Raw genomic sequence first — 14790 nt, 5'->3', positions numbered from 1 at the left:
TGTCGTCTTCGGCGACGACCAGGCCCGATTGCGAACCGGCCACGGCGCCAGAAACATGGCCGTCGTCCGACACTTCGCCATCAACCTCGTCCGCGCCGTCGCCGACAAAAAATCCATCAAGCTCAGGAGAAAGGTCGCTGGATGGGACGGCCGATACCTCGCTTCAATCCTCGGCTTCTCTTCGCGTTAACCTGGATTCGGAGCCCTGCAGGCGGCTGCCTCCGGGGCTACCAGATGGCCGCCGCCGACGTCCTCGAGGCGGAGATGGACCGGCCGGTAGTCGAGGGGGCGCACCGGGCTCGGGATCTCGCCGACGAGCTTGCGGAAAGTGTCGCGCCGGCGCCGCGGGTCGGCGATCGGCACCGCCTGGAGGAGCTTGCGCGTGTAGGAGTGGCGCGGCGTCTCGAACACCGCGCGCCGCGGCCCCATCTCCACGATCTGGCCCAGATACATCACGGCGACGCGGTGGCTGATCTGCTCGACCACCGCCATGTCGTGCGAGATGAACAGGTAGGACAGGCCGAACTCGTCCTGCAGCTCCTGCATCAGGTCGAGCACCTGCGCCTGGACCGACACGTCGAGCGCGGAGACCGACTCGTCGGCGACGATCACGCGCGGCGACAACGCCAATGCGCGGGCGATGCAGATGCGCTGGCGCTGGCCGCCCGAGAATTCGTGCGGGTGGCGGGCGGCATGCGCGGGGTCGAGGCCGACGCGGCGGAACAGCCATTCGACCCGGCCGGCGAGCTCGCTGCCGGACGCGGTGCCGTGGATCACCATCGGCTCGGCGACCAGGTCGCCGACGGTCATGCGGGGGTCGAGCGAGGCGTAGGGGTCCTGGAACACCATCTGGATGTTGCGGCGGACCGGCCGCATGCCCGAGCGGCCGAGGCCGGCGGTCTCCCGGCCGCAGATGCGGATGTTCCCGCTCCAGTCGACGAGGTTCAGCAGCGCCTTGCCCGTCGTCGACTTGCCGCAGCCGCTCTCGCCGACCAGGGCCAGCGTCTCGCCGGGCCGGATCGCGAAGGAGATGCCCTCGACCGCGTGGACGCGCCGGACGGTCCGCTGGAGGAGCCCGCCCTTGACGTCGAAGCGCACCGTCAGGTCCTCGACCTCGACCACCGGTTCCTGGCCGGTCCGGGCCGAGGGGTCGGCCCCGCGCAGCGGCAGGTCCGTGCCCTGCATCGCGCCCAGCCTGGGGACGGCCGCCAGCAGCTTGCGCGTGTAGGGGTCGCGCGGCCGCTCGAAGACGTCGAGGACGGTGCCGTGCTCGACCATGCGGCCGGCGTTCATCACGACGACCCGGTCCGCCATCTCGGCGACCACGCCCATGTCGTGGGTGATCAGGATGATCGCCGTGCCGCGCTCGCGCTGGAGGTCGCGCATCAGTTCAAGGATCTGGGCCTGGATCGTGACGTCGAGGGCGGTCGTCGGCTCGTCGGCGATCAGGACCTTGGGATTGCAGGCGAGCGCCATCGCGATCATGACGCGCTGGCGCATGCCGCCGGACAGCTCGTGCGGGTACTGGTCGAGGCGCCGCTCCGGCTCGGGGATGCGTACGGCCGACAGCGCGTCGACGGCGCGGCGCCGCGCCTCGCGCCCGGAGACCGGCTCGTGGGCCAGCACCGCCTCGGCGAGCTGGCGGCCGACGCTCAGCACCGGGTTGAGGGAGGTCATCGGCTCCTGGAAGATCATCGCGATCTCGCCGCCGCGCACCTTGCGCATCTCGCGCTCCGGCAGCGCCAGCAGGTCGCGGCCGTCGAGCAGGACGCGCCCGCCGACGACGCGCGCCATGGGCTGGGGCAGCAGGCCCATGACCGAGAGCGAGGTCATGGACTTGCCGCTGCCGGACTCGCCCGCGATGCACAGCGTCTCCCCCTCGTGGAGGTCGAAGCCGAGCCCGTCGACGACGGTCCGGGGACCGTCGGGCGTCGCGACCTGCGTCCGCAGGTCGCGCACCTCCAGGACCTTGCGCCGGGATGCCGTCATTCCAGCACGATGCGGGGGAAGTAGAAGGACACGACCCAGTTCGGCTGGTCGACGATCTCGCTGATGCGCAGGTCGGCGCAGACCGAGCACAGCATGTAGGCGTCGACCGCGGCCATGCCCCGGGTCCGGCACAGATGGTCGACCATCCGGGCGACGGCGCCGCGCGCCGCCTCCATCAGGTCGGCGCCGATGCCGGTCGTCACCTCGTAGCCCTTGGCGTCGAGGTGGCGGGTCACCGGCCCCGAGGTCGTGAAGCGGGGCGTCTCCAGCCCGGCCGCCTTGACGAGGTCGAGCGAGAGGACGACCGACATCGGGCTCTCGATCGCGGTGCCGCATACCTCGCCGTCGCCCTGGGCGGCATGCGTGTCCCCGATCGAGAACAGCGCGCCCGCCACCTCGACCGGGAGGTACAGCTCGGTCCCGGCGGCGAGGTCGCGGATGTCCATGTTGCCGCCGACCCGGCGCGGCGGCACCACGGAGTGAAGGCCCGGCTCGGCCGGCGCGAGGCCGATCGTGCCCGCGAAGGGCTTCAGCGGCACCCGGCCGAACGGCGAGAACGCCGCCGGGGCGAGCGTTGCCGGGTCGTATTTCCAGACATGCAGCGCCGCTTCCCCGAACTGGTCCGCGAGCAGCCCGAAGCCCGGGATGTTCGCGGTCCAGCCGAAGCCCGACGGCTTGAACTGGTGGATCGTGACCTTCAGCGCGTCGCCCGGCTCGGCCCCCTCGACGAGGATCGGCCCGGTGACGGGGTTGATCCTGCCGAAGTCGAGCCGGGCGACGTCCGCCACCGTGCTGGCCGGCGTAAGCTGGCCGCCGGAGCTGTCCAGGCACTCGAACTCCAGGGTGGCGCCCGGCGCGACGGTCGCGACGGGCGGGATCGAACGATCCCACCCGAAGTGATGGTGCGCGCCGTGGATGGTGTGGTCGGTCTTACTGCACATCTTCGGCCCAGACATGGTCGTAGTGGACGGGAATGTGGACGGGGTCGACGAAGATCGCGTCGGGGCCGCCCAGGCGCTCGGAGCGGATCGTGTAGCGCCGCTCGTTGAAGACCGGGACCCAGGGCGCGTCCTTCATCGCGTCGATGAAGATCGAGCGCCACGCCTCGATCCGCTCCTCGGCCCTGGCCGGGTCGGCCATGCTGTCCGCCTCGACCGCGCGGGCGTCCAGGTCCTCGTTGCAGTACCAGCTCCAGTTCCAGCCGCCGGGGACGGCGCCGCCGCAGCCGAGGATGGGGCCCCAGAAGTTGGACGGGTCGGGGAAGTCCGCGATCCAGGCCATGCCGCCGGACCAGATCAGCGGCGCCTGGTCCTCCTCGCCGCCGGCCGCGATCACGTTGGCCTGGGCCAGCGACTTGATCTCGGCCCGGATGCCGACCTCGGCGAGGTCCTGCTGGATCGCCTGGGCGATGCGCGGCTGGGGATCGGTGTTGGCGACGAACAGCTCGGTCGTGAAGCCGCCGCCGTGCCCGGCCTCCTCGAGCAGCGCCTTCGCCCGCGCGGGGTCGTGGGGATAGCCCTCGTAGCCCTCGTCGTAGCCCGGCATCAGCGGCGGCAGCGGCTGGTTCGCGGGCGTGGCGCGGCCGTTGATGATGCGGACGATGCGGTCCTTGTTGACGGCCATGTTGACGGCTTGGCGGACGCGCACGTCGTCGAACGGCGGCATGCGGGTGTTCATCGTGACGTAGCCGGTGTGGAGCTGGTCGCCCTCCACGATCAGCTCGGCGTATTGCGGGTCCCGGGTCACCTCCAGGAACTTCGCCGGCGGGATGCCGTCGCCGGCGATGTCGATCTCGCCGCGCTGCAGGCGCAGCAGGGCGACGATCGGCTCCTGGCCGACCTCGAAGGTGATGCGGTCGAGCCGCGGCAGGCCTTCCTGGTAGTAGTCGGGGTTGCGCTCGAACACGAGGCGCTGGCCCAGCGTCCATTCCGCGAGGCGGAAGGCGCCGGTGCCGACGGGATGCTGGCCGAAATCGGCGCCCCATTCCTCGACCGCCTCGCGCGGGACGACATGGGCGAAGTTCAGCGCCATCTTGTGCAGGAAGGTCGCGTCGGGGCGCGACAGGGAGATGCGCAGCGTGCGGGGGTCGACGACCTCGATCCCGGACAGGCCGTCGGCCTCGCCGGAGGACGCCGCCTCGAAGCCTTCGATCGAGTCGTAGAAGCCGGCGCCCGGGCTCTGCGTCTCGGGGTTCACGACGCGGTCGAGAGAGTACTTCACGTCCTCGGCCGTCATCTCGCGGCCGTTGTGGAACTTGACGCCCGGGCGCAGCACGAAGGTGTAGGTCCGGCCGTCGGGCGAGACCTCGTAGCTCTCGGCCAGGTCGGGGACGAGGTCGGTGGTGCCCGGCTCGTAGTCCATCAGCCCGTCGAACAGGCTCTTGATCATCGACCAGTTCTGCCAGTCGTAGCCGATCGCGGGGTCGAGGGTGCTGACGTCGTCCTTGTAGGCGACGGTCATCTCCCCGCCTTGCCGGGGCGCGTCCTGGGCGAGGGCGCCCGGCGTGGCGGCAGCGCCTACCGCCAGCGCGAGGACGGCGGCGGCGGCGCCGTTCAGCAGTGCATTCTTCATGGCGAAGTCTCCCCTGTGGTCGTTCATGGGACCGGGGCCGCGCCCCGGCCGGTTCACCGGAGCTTGATGCGGGGGTCGATCAGCGGGGCCACGAGGTCGGCGACCAGGTTGCCGAGGACGATCGCGACGGCCGAGACGAGGGTGACCCCCATGATGATCGGGATGTCGACGCGCTGGATCGCCTGCCAGGCGAGCTGGCCGATGCCGGGCCAGCCGAAGACGGACTCGACGACGACGATGCCGCTCATGAACAGGCCGACGTCGATGCCGATCATGGCGACGATCGGCAGGAAGGCGTTCGGCAGCGCATGGCCGAGCACGACCCGCGCGCGGGTCAGGCCCTTGGCGCGCGCGGTCCTGACGTAGTCCTGGCGCAGCACGTCCAGCATGCTGGAGCGCATCATGCGCGAGTACCAGCCGGCGCCGAGGAAGCCCAGCGTCACCGAGGGCAGGACCAGGTGGGCGAAGGTGCCGTAGCCGCCGATCGGGAACCAGCCGAGCTGCACCGCGAACACGTAGAGCAGCAGGATCCCGACGACGAACTGCGGCGCCGAGACGCCGACGAAGGAGGCGACCATCAAGGTGCGGTCGGTCAGCGTGTTGCGCCTGAGCGCCGCCAGCACGCCCGAGGTCAGGCCGAACAGCAGCTCGCACGCGATGGCGCCGACCATCAGCAGCAGGCTGGCGGGCAGGCGGGACGCGATCAGGTCCGACACTTCCGCCCGCTGCAGGTAGGACCGGCCGAGGTCGCCGTGCGCGAGCGCGCCGAGATAGCGCAGGTACTGCACGTGGAAGGGGCGGTCGAGGCCGAGCTGGTGGCGGATGTTCGCGACCGTCTCGGCGCTGGCGCTGCGCCCCGCGATCTGGCGCGCCGGGTCGGCGGGCAGGAGGTAGAGCAGGGCGAAGGTCACGAGGGTGACGCCGAGCAGGATCAGGGCCGCCTGGAGGATGCGCCGCAGGACGTAGGCCGCCATCAGTGCCGCCCCTTCTGCGTCGGGTCGAGGATGTCGCGCAGCGCGTCGCCGACGAGGTTGAAGGCGAGGGCGAGCAGGATGATCGCGACGCCGGGGAAGAACACGAGCCAGGGCGCCGTCGTGAAGTAGGTCTGGTTCTCGAAGATGATGTTGCCCCAGCTCGGCGTCGGCGGCTGGACGCCGATCCCGAGATAGCTGAGCGTCGCCTCGAGCAGCACCGTGGTCGCGATGCCGAGCGTGCCCCAGACGACGACGGTCGAGACGAGGTGGGGCAAGATGTGGCGGAACAGGATGCGCCAGCGCCCGGCGCCGATGCTCCACTCCGCCTCGACGAAGTCGCGCTCGGCCAGGGAGCGGGTCTCGGTGTAGACGACGCGCGCGACCTGGACCCAGTTCACCATCGCGATCACCAGGGCCACGATCCACAGGCTGGGCGTGAACAGCGCCGCCAGCACGATCGCCAGCAGGAGTGCCGGGAACGCCATCATCAGGTCGGTGAAGCGCATCAGCACGGTCGCGGTCCAGCCGCCGAAGAAGCCGGCGACGATGCCGATCAGGGTGCCGAGCGTCACCGCGATGCCGTTCGCGACGACGCCGATCACCAGCGAGGTCCGCGCCCCGTACAGCAGGCGCGAGAACAGGTCGCGGCCCAGCAGGTCGGTGCCGAGCGGGAACTCCGCGTTGGGCGGCAGCGGCGCTCCCTCCAGCGTCAGCCCCTCGAACATCTGCGCGTCGGGATCGTAGGGGGCGACCAGCGGCGCCAGGACGGCGAGGGCCACGACGGCCCCGACCACGAGCAGGCCGAACAGGGCGAGGGGGCGGCGGAGCAGGTCGCGCAGCACGGTCATGCCTCGCGCCCCGCCGCTCTCGCGCCGCGCCCGGCCAGCAGGCCGTCGCAGTAGTCCTCGATCGTCTGCCGGCGCTCCATCGCGGCGGCGCGGATGCGGCGCATCGCCTCCGTCTCGTCGATGCCGTGGGCGGTCATCACCCCGGCGAGCGCGCGCGCGACCCGGGGCCGGCGCCGCAGCCGGCCGCGCAGGTCGCCGATCTCGCGGTCGAGCGCGCGGCGCAGCGCGAAGCCGTGGCAGGCGACCACCAGCGCGCTGTAGACTCCGCCGGACTGCACCGGCTTCATCAGATGCGCGGTCGCCCCCTGGCCGAGCACCCATTCGAGGCGGCCCGGCGCCTCGGAGCCGACCAGGGCCACGAGGGGCACCGGCGGCTCGCCGATGGGCCAGGGGAACTGGCCGTCATAGCCCATGTCGGCGTCGAAGAAGACGACGTCGGGGCCCGGGGGCGCCGGCTCCAGCTCCGGCCAGAGCTGGCGCGCCTCGATGCCGAGGCGCTCGAGCTGGCGCAGCACGCCGTCGGCCGCCGGGCTGGGCCGGTGGAGGACGACGGCGCGCCAGGCGCGGAAATTGGGGATCGGGAAGGACTTCGCGGTCATGTCACGACCTTCAGGATCGGGCCGTCCGGGCGCCGGCCGGAGCGCCGGACCAGGGCCGCCAGGCTCTCCGGATCGAAATGGACGAGATAGGGGTCGGGAGCGACCGGGCCGGCCGCGCTCGCGATGATCTCGAACCGCCCGCCGGCGGCGATGCGGCCGAGATGGGGCGTCAGCTCGGCGTGGTTGGTGCGCGGGTCGATGCGCACCCGGCCGGCCGGCATGTCGAAGGCCCGGCCGGTCACCACGGGCCTTACGGCGCCGAGATCCGGCGTGCCGGCCTCGCGCAGCGCTTCGGCCAGGATGCGGACGGCCTGGTAGCCGCCGACGAGGAAGGCCGAGAGCGGGCGGCCGGCGCCCAGGCGGGCGCGGGCGCGGGCCACGAAGTCGCGGCTGGCCTCGCCCGGCACGCCCTCGAACCAGATCGCCGAGGACAGGTGGCCGACCGCGCCGTCGCCGATCAGCGCCAGCTCGCATTCCGTGAGGTTGCAGCTCACGATCGGGCAGCGGTCGGGGCTGAAGGCGGGATCGTGTTCGGCCAGCTTGCGCATCGCGTGGAAGAAGGCGTAGCTGGACGGGCCGATCAGGTTGTTGAGCACGAAGTCAGGGCGCTTGTCGGCGATCTCGGCCACGAGGCGGCCGACGTCCTCGCTGCCGAGCGGCAGGTATCGCTCGGCGACGACCTCGCCGCGGCAGGCCGCGATCAGCTCGCGGGCGATGCGGTTGGTCTCCCAGCCCCAGATGTAGTTGGAGCCGGCGAGATAGCCGCGCGTGCCGTAGCGGGGCAGGACGTGATGGAACAGCGGCACGATGTGCTGGTTGGGGCACGCGCCGGTGTAGACGACGTTGTCCGAGCACTCGAACCCCTCGTAGGGGCACATGTACCAGAGCAGGGCGTCGTGCTTCTCGATGATCGGCAGCACCTCCTTGCGGCTGAGCGAGGTGATCGTGCCGACGACGTGGCGGCAGCCCCGGTCGCGGATCAGGCTTTCGCAGGCGCCGTGGTAGCGGTCGATCACGCCGCCGGGGTTCTCGACCAGCGCCTGGAGGCGGAAGGGGAAGGCGGGGTCGGCGTTGACCTCGTCCAGCGCCATCAGGGCGCCGTCCAGCGCGTCGCGGCCGATCGCGGCGTAGGTGCCGGTCGTGGAGTAGAGAAGACCGATCGGGTGTTCCGGCACGGCGGACCGCAAGCTAGACCCCTCCAAAACGAAAAAGCCCCGCAACCGGAATCCGCGGCCGCGGAAACGGTTGGGGGCTCGTTTGCCCTCCGGCAGGCGTGCCGGCCGATCAAATTGTTTCGATATTAGAGCATCAGCCGTGCCGATCCTGTCAAGCGGCAGAATGCAGCCGCACGACCATTGCGCCGAGCGGCGAAGGCATGCCGAGGCGGGATCCGGCGGCGCCGTCCGGCCCGCGCGGGGGCAGGGCGTCCGCCGGCACGCCGGCGGCCCGGCCCGGCGGCAGCCCGCGCCCGTACGCGAACACGGCCGCCCCCAGGACGGCGAGGAGGCCCATGGTCAGGAACATGGCAACGCCGCCGGCGTGGACGAGCGCGATGCCGCCGAGCCAGGGGCCGAGGAAGTTGCCGACGGAAGACAGGCCCTGGGCACCGAAATAGGTGCCCCGCAGCGGCGGCGGGGCGATCTCGTCCACCAGCATGAACTCGGAAGGGATGAGCAGGACCTCGCCCAGGGTGAACACGATCATGGCGATCACCAACGCCACGACGTCGCCCGCCGCCGCGAACCCGACCTCTCCGGCCAGCAGGCCGACGCAGCCGATCACCAGGGCCCGCATCGGGCCGATGCGGGATATCACGCGGGTCGCCAGGCCCTGCATCGAGAGGACCGTGACGGCGTTGGCGGTCAGCAGGATCGCCAGCAGGCCGACGCCGTCCTCGAAATTGGCGGCCAGGTACTGCGAGAGCGTGACCGACATCTGGCCATGCACGGCGAGCGTCAGCGTCGTTCCCACGACGAAGCACAGAAGGCGCCGGTCCGAGCTCGCGACGGCGATGCACCGGCGCAGGGTCGGGCTCCCGTCCGCGCCGCCCCGATCCGCGCCGACCCGGTCCGCATGGCCGGCCGGCATCGGGGTCGCGGCGACCGCCAGGGCGAACAGGCCGTAGGCGACGGCGGCGGCGGCGAAAAGCGGCGCGCCGGCCAAGCCGGCGGAAGCCGCGAGCAGGGGACCGACGGCGTAGCCGAGATTGATGGCGACGTAGCGGCGCGAGAAAGCCTTCAGGCGTCGCTCCGGCGCGAGGCAGTCGCTCATCGCGGAACGGGAGACCGGCTCGATCACCGAGGCGGCGCCGTGGACCAGCAGGTTCAGAACCAGGTATGCCCAGGCGTCGCCGGCGAACTGCAGCCCCAGGAAGGCGAGCGCGGACACGGCGAGAGCGCCGGCCAGGACCGGACGGCGCCCCATCCGGTCGGAGAGGCCGCCGCCCAGCGGGCCGGCTGCCATGCCGAACACGGGGCCGGCCCCGACCACCACGCCGATGGTGACGGCGTCCAGTCCGAGATCGGCGGCGAGATGGATCGCCAGGAATGGGATGCTGAGGGCGCGCGCCAGAGTGGCAAGGCCGGTCCCGACGATGAGAATCCAGACCGTCAGCGTGGCGGGATCGGGCCGGTTGGACGTCATGGATGCCGTTCGCAGCGTGGCGGGACCGTAACATTCTACTGCGGTCCGTTCCGTTGCGCGAGCATCGCGACGGCTTGACCCAGGTCATGGCGGGGACGGGTGGGATCGGGTCGTCTTGGTCCGGCCACTCCCAGCGAAGAATGGATGCCATGATCACGACCGCTATCTTTCCCGGCCGCTACGTCCAGGGCGACGGCGCGCTCGATCAGCTCGGCGGCGAACTGCTGCGCCTCGGCGGGCGGGCGCTCGGCGTCCTGGACCCGTTCGCGTTCGACACGCTCGCGTCCGGCCTCCAATGGGACCGGGAGGGGCCGTGCATCCATCGCGAGCGGTTCGGCGGCGAATGCTCGGGCCATGAGATCGACCGGCTGGCCCGGATGGGGCGGGAGCGGGACGTCAACGTCGTCGTCGGCATCGGCGGGGGCAAGGCGCTCGACACCGCGAAGGCGGTCGCGCACTGCCTCGACAGGCCGGTCGCGGTCGTGCCGACGATCGCCTCGACCGACGCGCCGTGCAGCGCGCTGTCGGTGATCTACACGCCCGAAGGCGCGTTCGAGCGCTATCTCGTGCTGCCGCGCAACCCCGACCTCGTCCTGGTCGACACCGGCGTCGTCGCGCGGGCGCCGGTGCGCCTGCTGGTCTCCGGCATGGGCGACGCGCTGTCGACGTGGTTCGAGGCCGAGGACTGCCGCACCCGGGGCGGCGTCAACATGACGGGACGGCCCGGGCCGATGACGGCCTACGCGCTGTCCCGGCTGTGCTACGACACGCTGCTGGAATACGGGGTCGCGGCGCGCACCGCCTGCGAGGCCGGGGTGGTGACGCCGGCGCTGGAGCGCATCGTCGAGGCGAACACGCTGCTGAGCGGCCTGGGTTTCGAGAGCGGCGGGCTCGCCGCGGCGCATGCGATCCACAACGGCCTGACCGCGCTGCACGAGACGCACCGCTTCTGGCACGGCGAGAAGGTCGCGATCGGCACGCTGGCGCTGCTGGCGCTGACCGGGCGCCCGCCGGCGCTGGCCGACGAGGTGTTCAGCTTCTGCGAGGCGGTCGGCCTGCCGACCACGCTGGCCGACATCGGGCTGGCGGGGGTCGGCGACGAGCGGCTGATGCTGGTCGCCGAGCGGGCCTGCCAGCCCGGCGAGACGATCCACAACGAGCCGACCGAGGTGACGCCGCGCCGCGTGCTGGCCGCCCTGAAGGCCGTCGACGCCGAGGGCCGGCGCCGCCGCGCGGCACGCTGAGGGTATGGCGCCCCTTCCCGCGAAGGGGCGCCGGTCCCGGTCGGCTCCAGCCGGTCAGTTCCAGCCGGTCAGCTCCAGGAGGACATCGCCGCCTGGAGGTTCTGGTCGAGCTTGTCGAGGAACTGGCGGGTGGTCAGCCAGGGCTGGTCCGGGCCGATCAGGATCGCGAGGTCCTTGGTCATGGCGCCGGCCTCGACCGTGTCGACGCAGACCTTCTCCAGCGTCTCGGCGAAGCGCACCACGTCGGGGGTTTCGTCGAAGCGGCCGCGATAGGCCAGGCCCTGCGTCCAAGCGAAGATCGACGCGATCGGGTTGGTCGAGGTCTCGCGGCCCTTCTGGTGCTCGCGGTAGTGGCGGGTCACGGTGCCGTGGGCGGCCTCCGCCTCGACGGTCTTGCCGTCCGGCGTCAGGAGCACCGAGGTCATCAGGCCGAGCGAGCCGAAGCCCTGGGCGACCGTGTCGGACTGGACGTCGCCGTCGTAGTTCTTGCACGCCCACACGAAGCCGCCGTCCCACTTCAGGGCGCTGGCGACCATGTCGTCGATCAGGCGGTGCTCGTAGGTGATGCCGCCGGCGGCGACGCCCGACTTGAACTCGCAGTCGAAGACCTCCTGGAACAGGTCCATGAAGCGGCCGTCATAGGCCTTGAGGATCGTGTTCTTGGTCGACAGGTAGACCGGCAGCTTGCGCGAGAGGCCGTAGTTCAGGCAGGCGCGCGCGAAGCCGCGGATGCTTTCGTCGAGGTTGTACATCCCCATCGCGACGCCGGCGTCGGGGAAGTCGTAGACCTCGTGCGTGATCGGCGCGCCGCCGTCGGCGGGCTGGAAGGTCAGCGTCAGCTTGCCGGGGCCGGGGACCAGGAAGTCGGTCGCGCGGTACTGGTCGCCGAAGGCATGGCGGCCGATGATGATCGGCCGGGTCCAGCCCGGCACCAGGCGCGGTACGTTGCGGCAGATGATCGGCTCGCGGAAGACGGTGCCGCCGAGCAGGTTGCGGATCGTGCCGTTCGGCGACTTCCACATCTTCTTGAGGCCGAACTCCTCGACCCGCGCCTCGTCGGGGGTGATGGTCGCGCATTTGACGCCGACGCCGTACTGCTTGATCGCCTTGGCGGCGTCGACCGTGATCTTGTCCTCGGTCCGGTCCCGCTCCTCGATCCCGAGGTCGTAGTATTTCAGGTCGATGTCGAGATAGGGCAGGATCAGCTTGTCCTTGATGAACTGCCAGATGATCCGGGTCATCTCGTCGCCGTCGAGCTCGACGACGGGGTTCACGACCTTGATCTTCGCCATGTCTGTGGTCTCCCGTTGGGGCGTCTTGTACGTGGTTTCCGCGCGCCGGAGCGGGCCGGGCCGCGCGTCTGGTGGGCGTCGGGTTGGAATTCGGGCGGTCTTATAGCACCGTCCGCACAGGTGCTGAAGCCGGAGACTGCACGGCTGCCGGCACTCACATCCACTTCGTCTCGGGAGGGACGCTCTCGCCCGGCGCGCGCGACAGCGCCTCGAACGCGGCCTCGACCCCGTCGGCGACGGCGAACAGCCCGCGGTGGCCCGGCTGGGCGAAGCCGGCCGCGATCATGTGGTCGACGAGGGCCAGCAGGGGATCCCAGTAGCCGCCGACATTAACGAGCACCACCGGCTTGTCGTGGAGGCGGAGCTGGCGCCAGGTCAGGATCTCGAACGTCTCGTCGAGGGTGCCGAGCCCGCCCGGCAGGACCGCGAAGGCGTCCGAGCGGTCGACCATCATGCGCTTCCTGCTGTGCATGCTGTCGACGACGTGGAACTCGGTCAGCCCGCCATGCCCGACTTCCAGCGACTGGAGGTGCTGCGGGATGATGCCGACGACCCGGCCGCCCGCCGCGAGCGCGGCGTCGGCGCAGATCCCCATCAGGCCGACCCGGCCGCCGCCATAGACCATCTGGAGCCGCCGCCGGCCCAGCTCGGCCCCGAAATCATGAGCGACGGTCTTGTACGTCTCGTCCACCCGGCTGGAAGCGCCGCAATAGACGCAGATCGACTGCACGACTGACATGTCCATACCCCTGCGAAACCCAAGGCCGGCGTTACACCATGCGCCGCGCTGCGGCAACCCCCTTGGCCCGCGCATGCGGGGATGCCCACCCCGCCCGCGGGAATGGCAAGCGAACACCTGTGACAAATCCGTGCAATTGGGATAACTTCGTAATTGACTGCGGATAAGCGAAATATCCCGGTGGATACCACGACTTGGCAAACCGGTCGGTGCTGCTGTGAAACGTGTGCTCTTTCTTGGCGTGGCCGGGGCGATCCTGCTGATTGCGGCGGGGGCGCTCACGCACGCGAACCGCGACCGCGAGGCTCCATCCGCCACCGCCAGGGGCGAGGCGGCACCCGCCGTCCCCGATCCGACGCAGGCGCAGGCGGCGACCATACCCATGCCGATGCCCGGCCCGGCCGAGGCCGCGGACCCGAAGCCGTCGCCCGAGGCCGGGCCGAGCTTCGACGTCGTGCGGGTGAACCCCGCGGGCGACGCGGTGATCGCCGGGCGCGCGGCGCCGGACGCCCGGGTCACGGTCTTCGACGGGGCGCAGGAGATCGGCACCGTGACCGCGGACCGGCGCGGCGAATGGGTGCTGCTGCCCGAGCAGCCGCTCGCCCCCGGCGACCGGGAGCTGTCGCTGGCGGCGCTCGCCCCCGGGGCCGAAGCCGAGAAGCCGTCGGAGACCGTGGTCGTCCTGGCCGTGCCGGAGCCGGCCGCCGGGACCGGCACCCTCGCGGTCGAGATGCCGAGGACCGGCCCGGGGCCGTCCACCGTGCTGCAGGCGCCGCCCGCCCGGACCGCGCCGGTGTCGGTCGCCTCGCTTCCGGCCGCTGCCGCTGCGCCCGCCGCGGCGGCGGAGCCGGTGCGCGTCGCGGAGCCTGCCGCCGAGTCCGCCGGCCCCGGGCCGGGCGGCGTCTCGGTCGACGTCGTCGACTATTCCGAGGAGGGCAGCGTCAACGTCGGCGGCCGGGCCAGCCCCGGGGCGGACGTCCAGGTCTATCTCGACAACGTGCTGGTCGGGCGGGCCGGATCGAACCGCGACGGCCAGTGGCGCCTCAGCCCCGAGGAGCCGGTCGAGCCCGGGCGCTACACGCTGCGCGCCGACCAGGTCGACGGCGGCGGCCGGGTGACGGCGCGCGCCGAGATCCCGTTCCAGATGGCGGAGCTGCCGGCCGACCCCGGCGCGGGGCAGAACATCGTCGTGCAGCCCGGTAACAGCCTGTGGCGCATCGCGCGCCGCACCTATGGGGCCGGCATGCAGTATACGGTGATCTATGAGGCCAACCAGGGCCAGATCCGCGACCCGGACCTGATCTATCCCGGCCAGATCTTCGCGCTGCCGCAGCAGACGGCGGTGAACTAGAGATACCGGCCGAGCAGGCGGATGAAGGGACGCGCCTCCTGCAGGAAGCGGACGGTCTCGAACATCATGCCGTCGACGGTCAGCGGCTCCTCGCTGACCGTTTCGCCCAGTACGACGATCTTCTGGCCGCGTTCCAGCGCGAAGCAGGCCGTCTCCAGCGAGCGCGCCGTGCGCAGGATGCGGATCACCGCCGCGCGCCGTTCCGGCGAGTGGGCGGTGTAGGGCACGTAGCCGAGCTCGGCCCAGATGCGGTAGCGGGTGCCGTCCCCCTCGGGCGAGAGGGCGACCTGGAAGGGCAGGTCGTCGAGCACGAAGCGCTGGGAGGAGGGAGGCGGGGTCTCGCGGATGCCGAGCAGGCCCTCGGGCGTCACGTGGACGGTGCCGAGCCGCAGCGGCAGGGCGGTATTCGCGACGTCGGAGAGTGCCGGCAAGGCGGTCAAGGATCGCATCCCTGGATCGGAGCAGGGAGCGATCTTCGTCGTCGCGCCTTTAACATCCGGTAAAGGCGCCGGCAGGAGGGGTGCCACCTGTTTGCATGCG

General features: G+C 71.3%; 13 protein-coding genes and 1 pseudogene. 3 read left to right on the top strand and 11 right to left on the bottom strand.

All coding sequences use genetic code 11. From position 1 onward, the window contains the following. A pseudogene (locus VGO20_RS00815) lies at positions 1-190 on the top strand (ISAs1 family transposase); the annotation flags it as partial. Here VGO20_RS00815 and VGO20_RS00810 read toward each other — a convergent pair. From VGO20_RS00810 to VGO20_RS00775, 8 genes are all read right to left on the bottom strand, one after another. Then, positions 187-1989, bottom strand: a complete 1803-nt coding sequence (locus VGO20_RS00810) for an ABC transporter ATP-binding protein (protein WP_327500375.1) — start codon at positions 1987-1989, stop codon at positions 187-189. The pseudogene VGO20_RS00815 and the gene VGO20_RS00810 sit on opposite strands and share 4 nt — an antisense overlap. Next, positions 1986-2930 carry an acetamidase/formamidase family protein gene (locus VGO20_RS00805; RefSeq protein WP_327500374.1) on the bottom strand — a complete coding sequence of 315 codons (945 nt, stop codon included), beginning with the start codon at positions 2928-2930 and terminating at the stop codon, positions 1986-1988. The genes VGO20_RS00810 and VGO20_RS00805 overlap by 4 nt, the downstream gene beginning before the upstream one ends. Continuing rightward, the gene (locus tag VGO20_RS00800; RefSeq protein ID WP_327500372.1) at positions 2920-4560 is read right to left on the bottom strand and encodes an ABC transporter substrate-binding protein; all 1641 of its coding nucleotides are present in this window, start codon (positions 4558-4560) and stop codon (positions 2920-2922) included. The genes VGO20_RS00805 and VGO20_RS00800 overlap by 11 nt, the downstream gene beginning before the upstream one ends. Positions 4561-4613: 53 nt before the next feature. Then, complete coding sequence (locus VGO20_RS00795; protein ID WP_327500371.1) at positions 4614-5534, bottom strand: ABC transporter permease; 921 nt, start codon at positions 5532-5534, stop codon at positions 4614-4616. Beyond that, the gene (locus VGO20_RS00790) at positions 5534-6382 is read right to left on the bottom strand and encodes an ABC transporter permease (protein ID WP_327500370.1); all 849 of its coding nucleotides are present in this window, start codon (positions 6380-6382) and stop codon (positions 5534-5536) included. The genes VGO20_RS00795 and VGO20_RS00790 overlap by 1 nt, the downstream gene beginning before the upstream one ends. Beyond that, on the bottom strand, positions 6379-6981 hold the full coding sequence (locus tag VGO20_RS00785) for an ANTAR domain-containing response regulator (protein ID WP_327500369.1): 603 nt from the start codon (positions 6979-6981) through the stop codon (positions 6379-6381). Before VGO20_RS00785 ends, VGO20_RS00790 begins: the two co-directional genes overlap by 4 nt. After that, a complete protein-coding gene (locus VGO20_RS00780; protein ID WP_327500368.1) occupies positions 6978-8168 on the bottom strand; it encodes a transporter substrate-binding domain-containing protein in 1191 nt (396 codons plus the stop codon). Before VGO20_RS00780 ends, VGO20_RS00785 begins: the two co-directional genes overlap by 4 nt. Positions 8169-8307: 139 nt before the next feature. Beyond that, complete coding sequence (locus VGO20_RS00775; protein ID WP_327500367.1) at positions 8308-9624, bottom strand: MFS transporter; 1317 nt, start codon at positions 9622-9624, stop codon at positions 8308-8310. Between the two features lie 149 nt (positions 9625-9773). On the opposite strand from VGO20_RS00775, the gene VGO20_RS00770 reads away from it, so the two are divergent. Further along, a complete protein-coding gene (locus VGO20_RS00770; RefSeq protein WP_327500366.1) occupies positions 9774-10868 on the top strand; it encodes a glycerol dehydrogenase in 1095 nt (364 codons plus the stop codon). A 68-nt stretch (positions 10869-10936) separates the two neighbouring features. Here VGO20_RS00770 and VGO20_RS00765 read toward each other — a convergent pair whose 3' ends face one another. Both VGO20_RS00765 and VGO20_RS00760 read right to left on the bottom strand, forming a co-directional pair. Next, complete coding sequence (locus tag VGO20_RS00765) at positions 10937-12160, bottom strand: NADP-dependent isocitrate dehydrogenase (RefSeq protein ID WP_327500365.1); 1224 nt, start codon at positions 12158-12160, stop codon at positions 10937-10939. A gap of 154 nt (positions 12161-12314) precedes the next feature. After that, entirely contained in the window at positions 12315-12899 is a 585-nt protein-coding gene (locus VGO20_RS00760) for an LOG family protein (protein WP_327500364.1), read from the bottom strand. A gap of 226 nt (positions 12900-13125) precedes the next feature. Here VGO20_RS00760 and VGO20_RS00755 point away from each other — a divergent pair, with 226 nt between their 5' ends. Beyond that, a complete protein-coding gene (locus VGO20_RS00755; RefSeq protein ID WP_327500363.1) occupies positions 13126-14250 on the top strand; it encodes a LysM peptidoglycan-binding domain-containing protein in 1125 nt (374 codons plus the stop codon). Here the strand turns inward: VGO20_RS00755 and VGO20_RS00750 are convergent. Then, the gene (locus tag VGO20_RS00750; RefSeq protein WP_327500362.1) at positions 14247-14690 is read right to left on the bottom strand and encodes a hypothetical protein; all 444 of its coding nucleotides are present in this window, start codon (positions 14688-14690) and stop codon (positions 14247-14249) included. The two genes, VGO20_RS00755 and VGO20_RS00750, sit on opposite strands and share 4 nt — an antisense overlap. Between the last annotated feature and the right edge of the window lie 100 nt (positions 14691-14790).

Source organism: Arenibaculum sp. (assembly GCF_035998295.1).
Lineage (GTDB): Bacteria > Pseudomonadota > Alphaproteobacteria > Azospirillales > Azospirillaceae > DASYHS01.
Note: the sequence above shows the minus strand (reverse complement) of the source record. Positions and strands in the feature narration are given on the sequence as shown.

Coding starts and splice junctions, on each gene's coding strand:
- VGO20_RS00810 (WP_327500375.1), bottom strand. CDS start 1,989: ATGACGGCATCCCGGCGCAAGGTCCTGGAGGTGCGCGACCTGCGGACG.
- VGO20_RS00805 (WP_327500374.1), bottom strand. CDS start 2,930: ATGTGCAGTAAGACCGACCACACCATCCACGGCGCGCACCATCACTTC.
- VGO20_RS00800 (WP_327500372.1), bottom strand. CDS start 4,560: ATGAAGAATGCACTGCTGAACGGCGCCGCCGCCGCCGTCCTCGCGCTG.
- VGO20_RS00795 (WP_327500371.1), bottom strand. CDS start 5,534: ATGGCGGCCTACGTCCTGCGGCGCATCCTCCAGGCGGCCCTGATCCTG.
- VGO20_RS00790 (WP_327500370.1), bottom strand. CDS start 6,382: ATGACCGTGCTGCGCGACCTGCTCCGCCGCCCCCTCGCCCTGTTCGGC.
- VGO20_RS00785 (WP_327500369.1), bottom strand. CDS start 6,981: ATGACCGCGAAGTCCTTCCCGATCCCCAATTTCCGCGCCTGGCGCGCC.
- VGO20_RS00775 (WP_327500367.1), bottom strand. CDS start 9,624: ATGACGTCCAACCGGCCCGATCCCGCCACGCTGACGGTCTGGATTCTC.
- VGO20_RS00770 (WP_327500366.1), top strand. CDS start 9,774: ATGATCACGACCGCTATCTTTCCCGGCCGCTACGTCCAGGGCGACGGC.
- VGO20_RS00765 (WP_327500365.1), bottom strand. CDS start 12,160: ATGGCGAAGATCAAGGTCGTGAACCCCGTCGTCGAGCTCGACGGCGAC.
- VGO20_RS00760 (WP_327500364.1), bottom strand. CDS start 12,899: ATGTCAGTCGTGCAGTCGATCTGCGTCTATTGCGGCGCTTCCAGCCGG.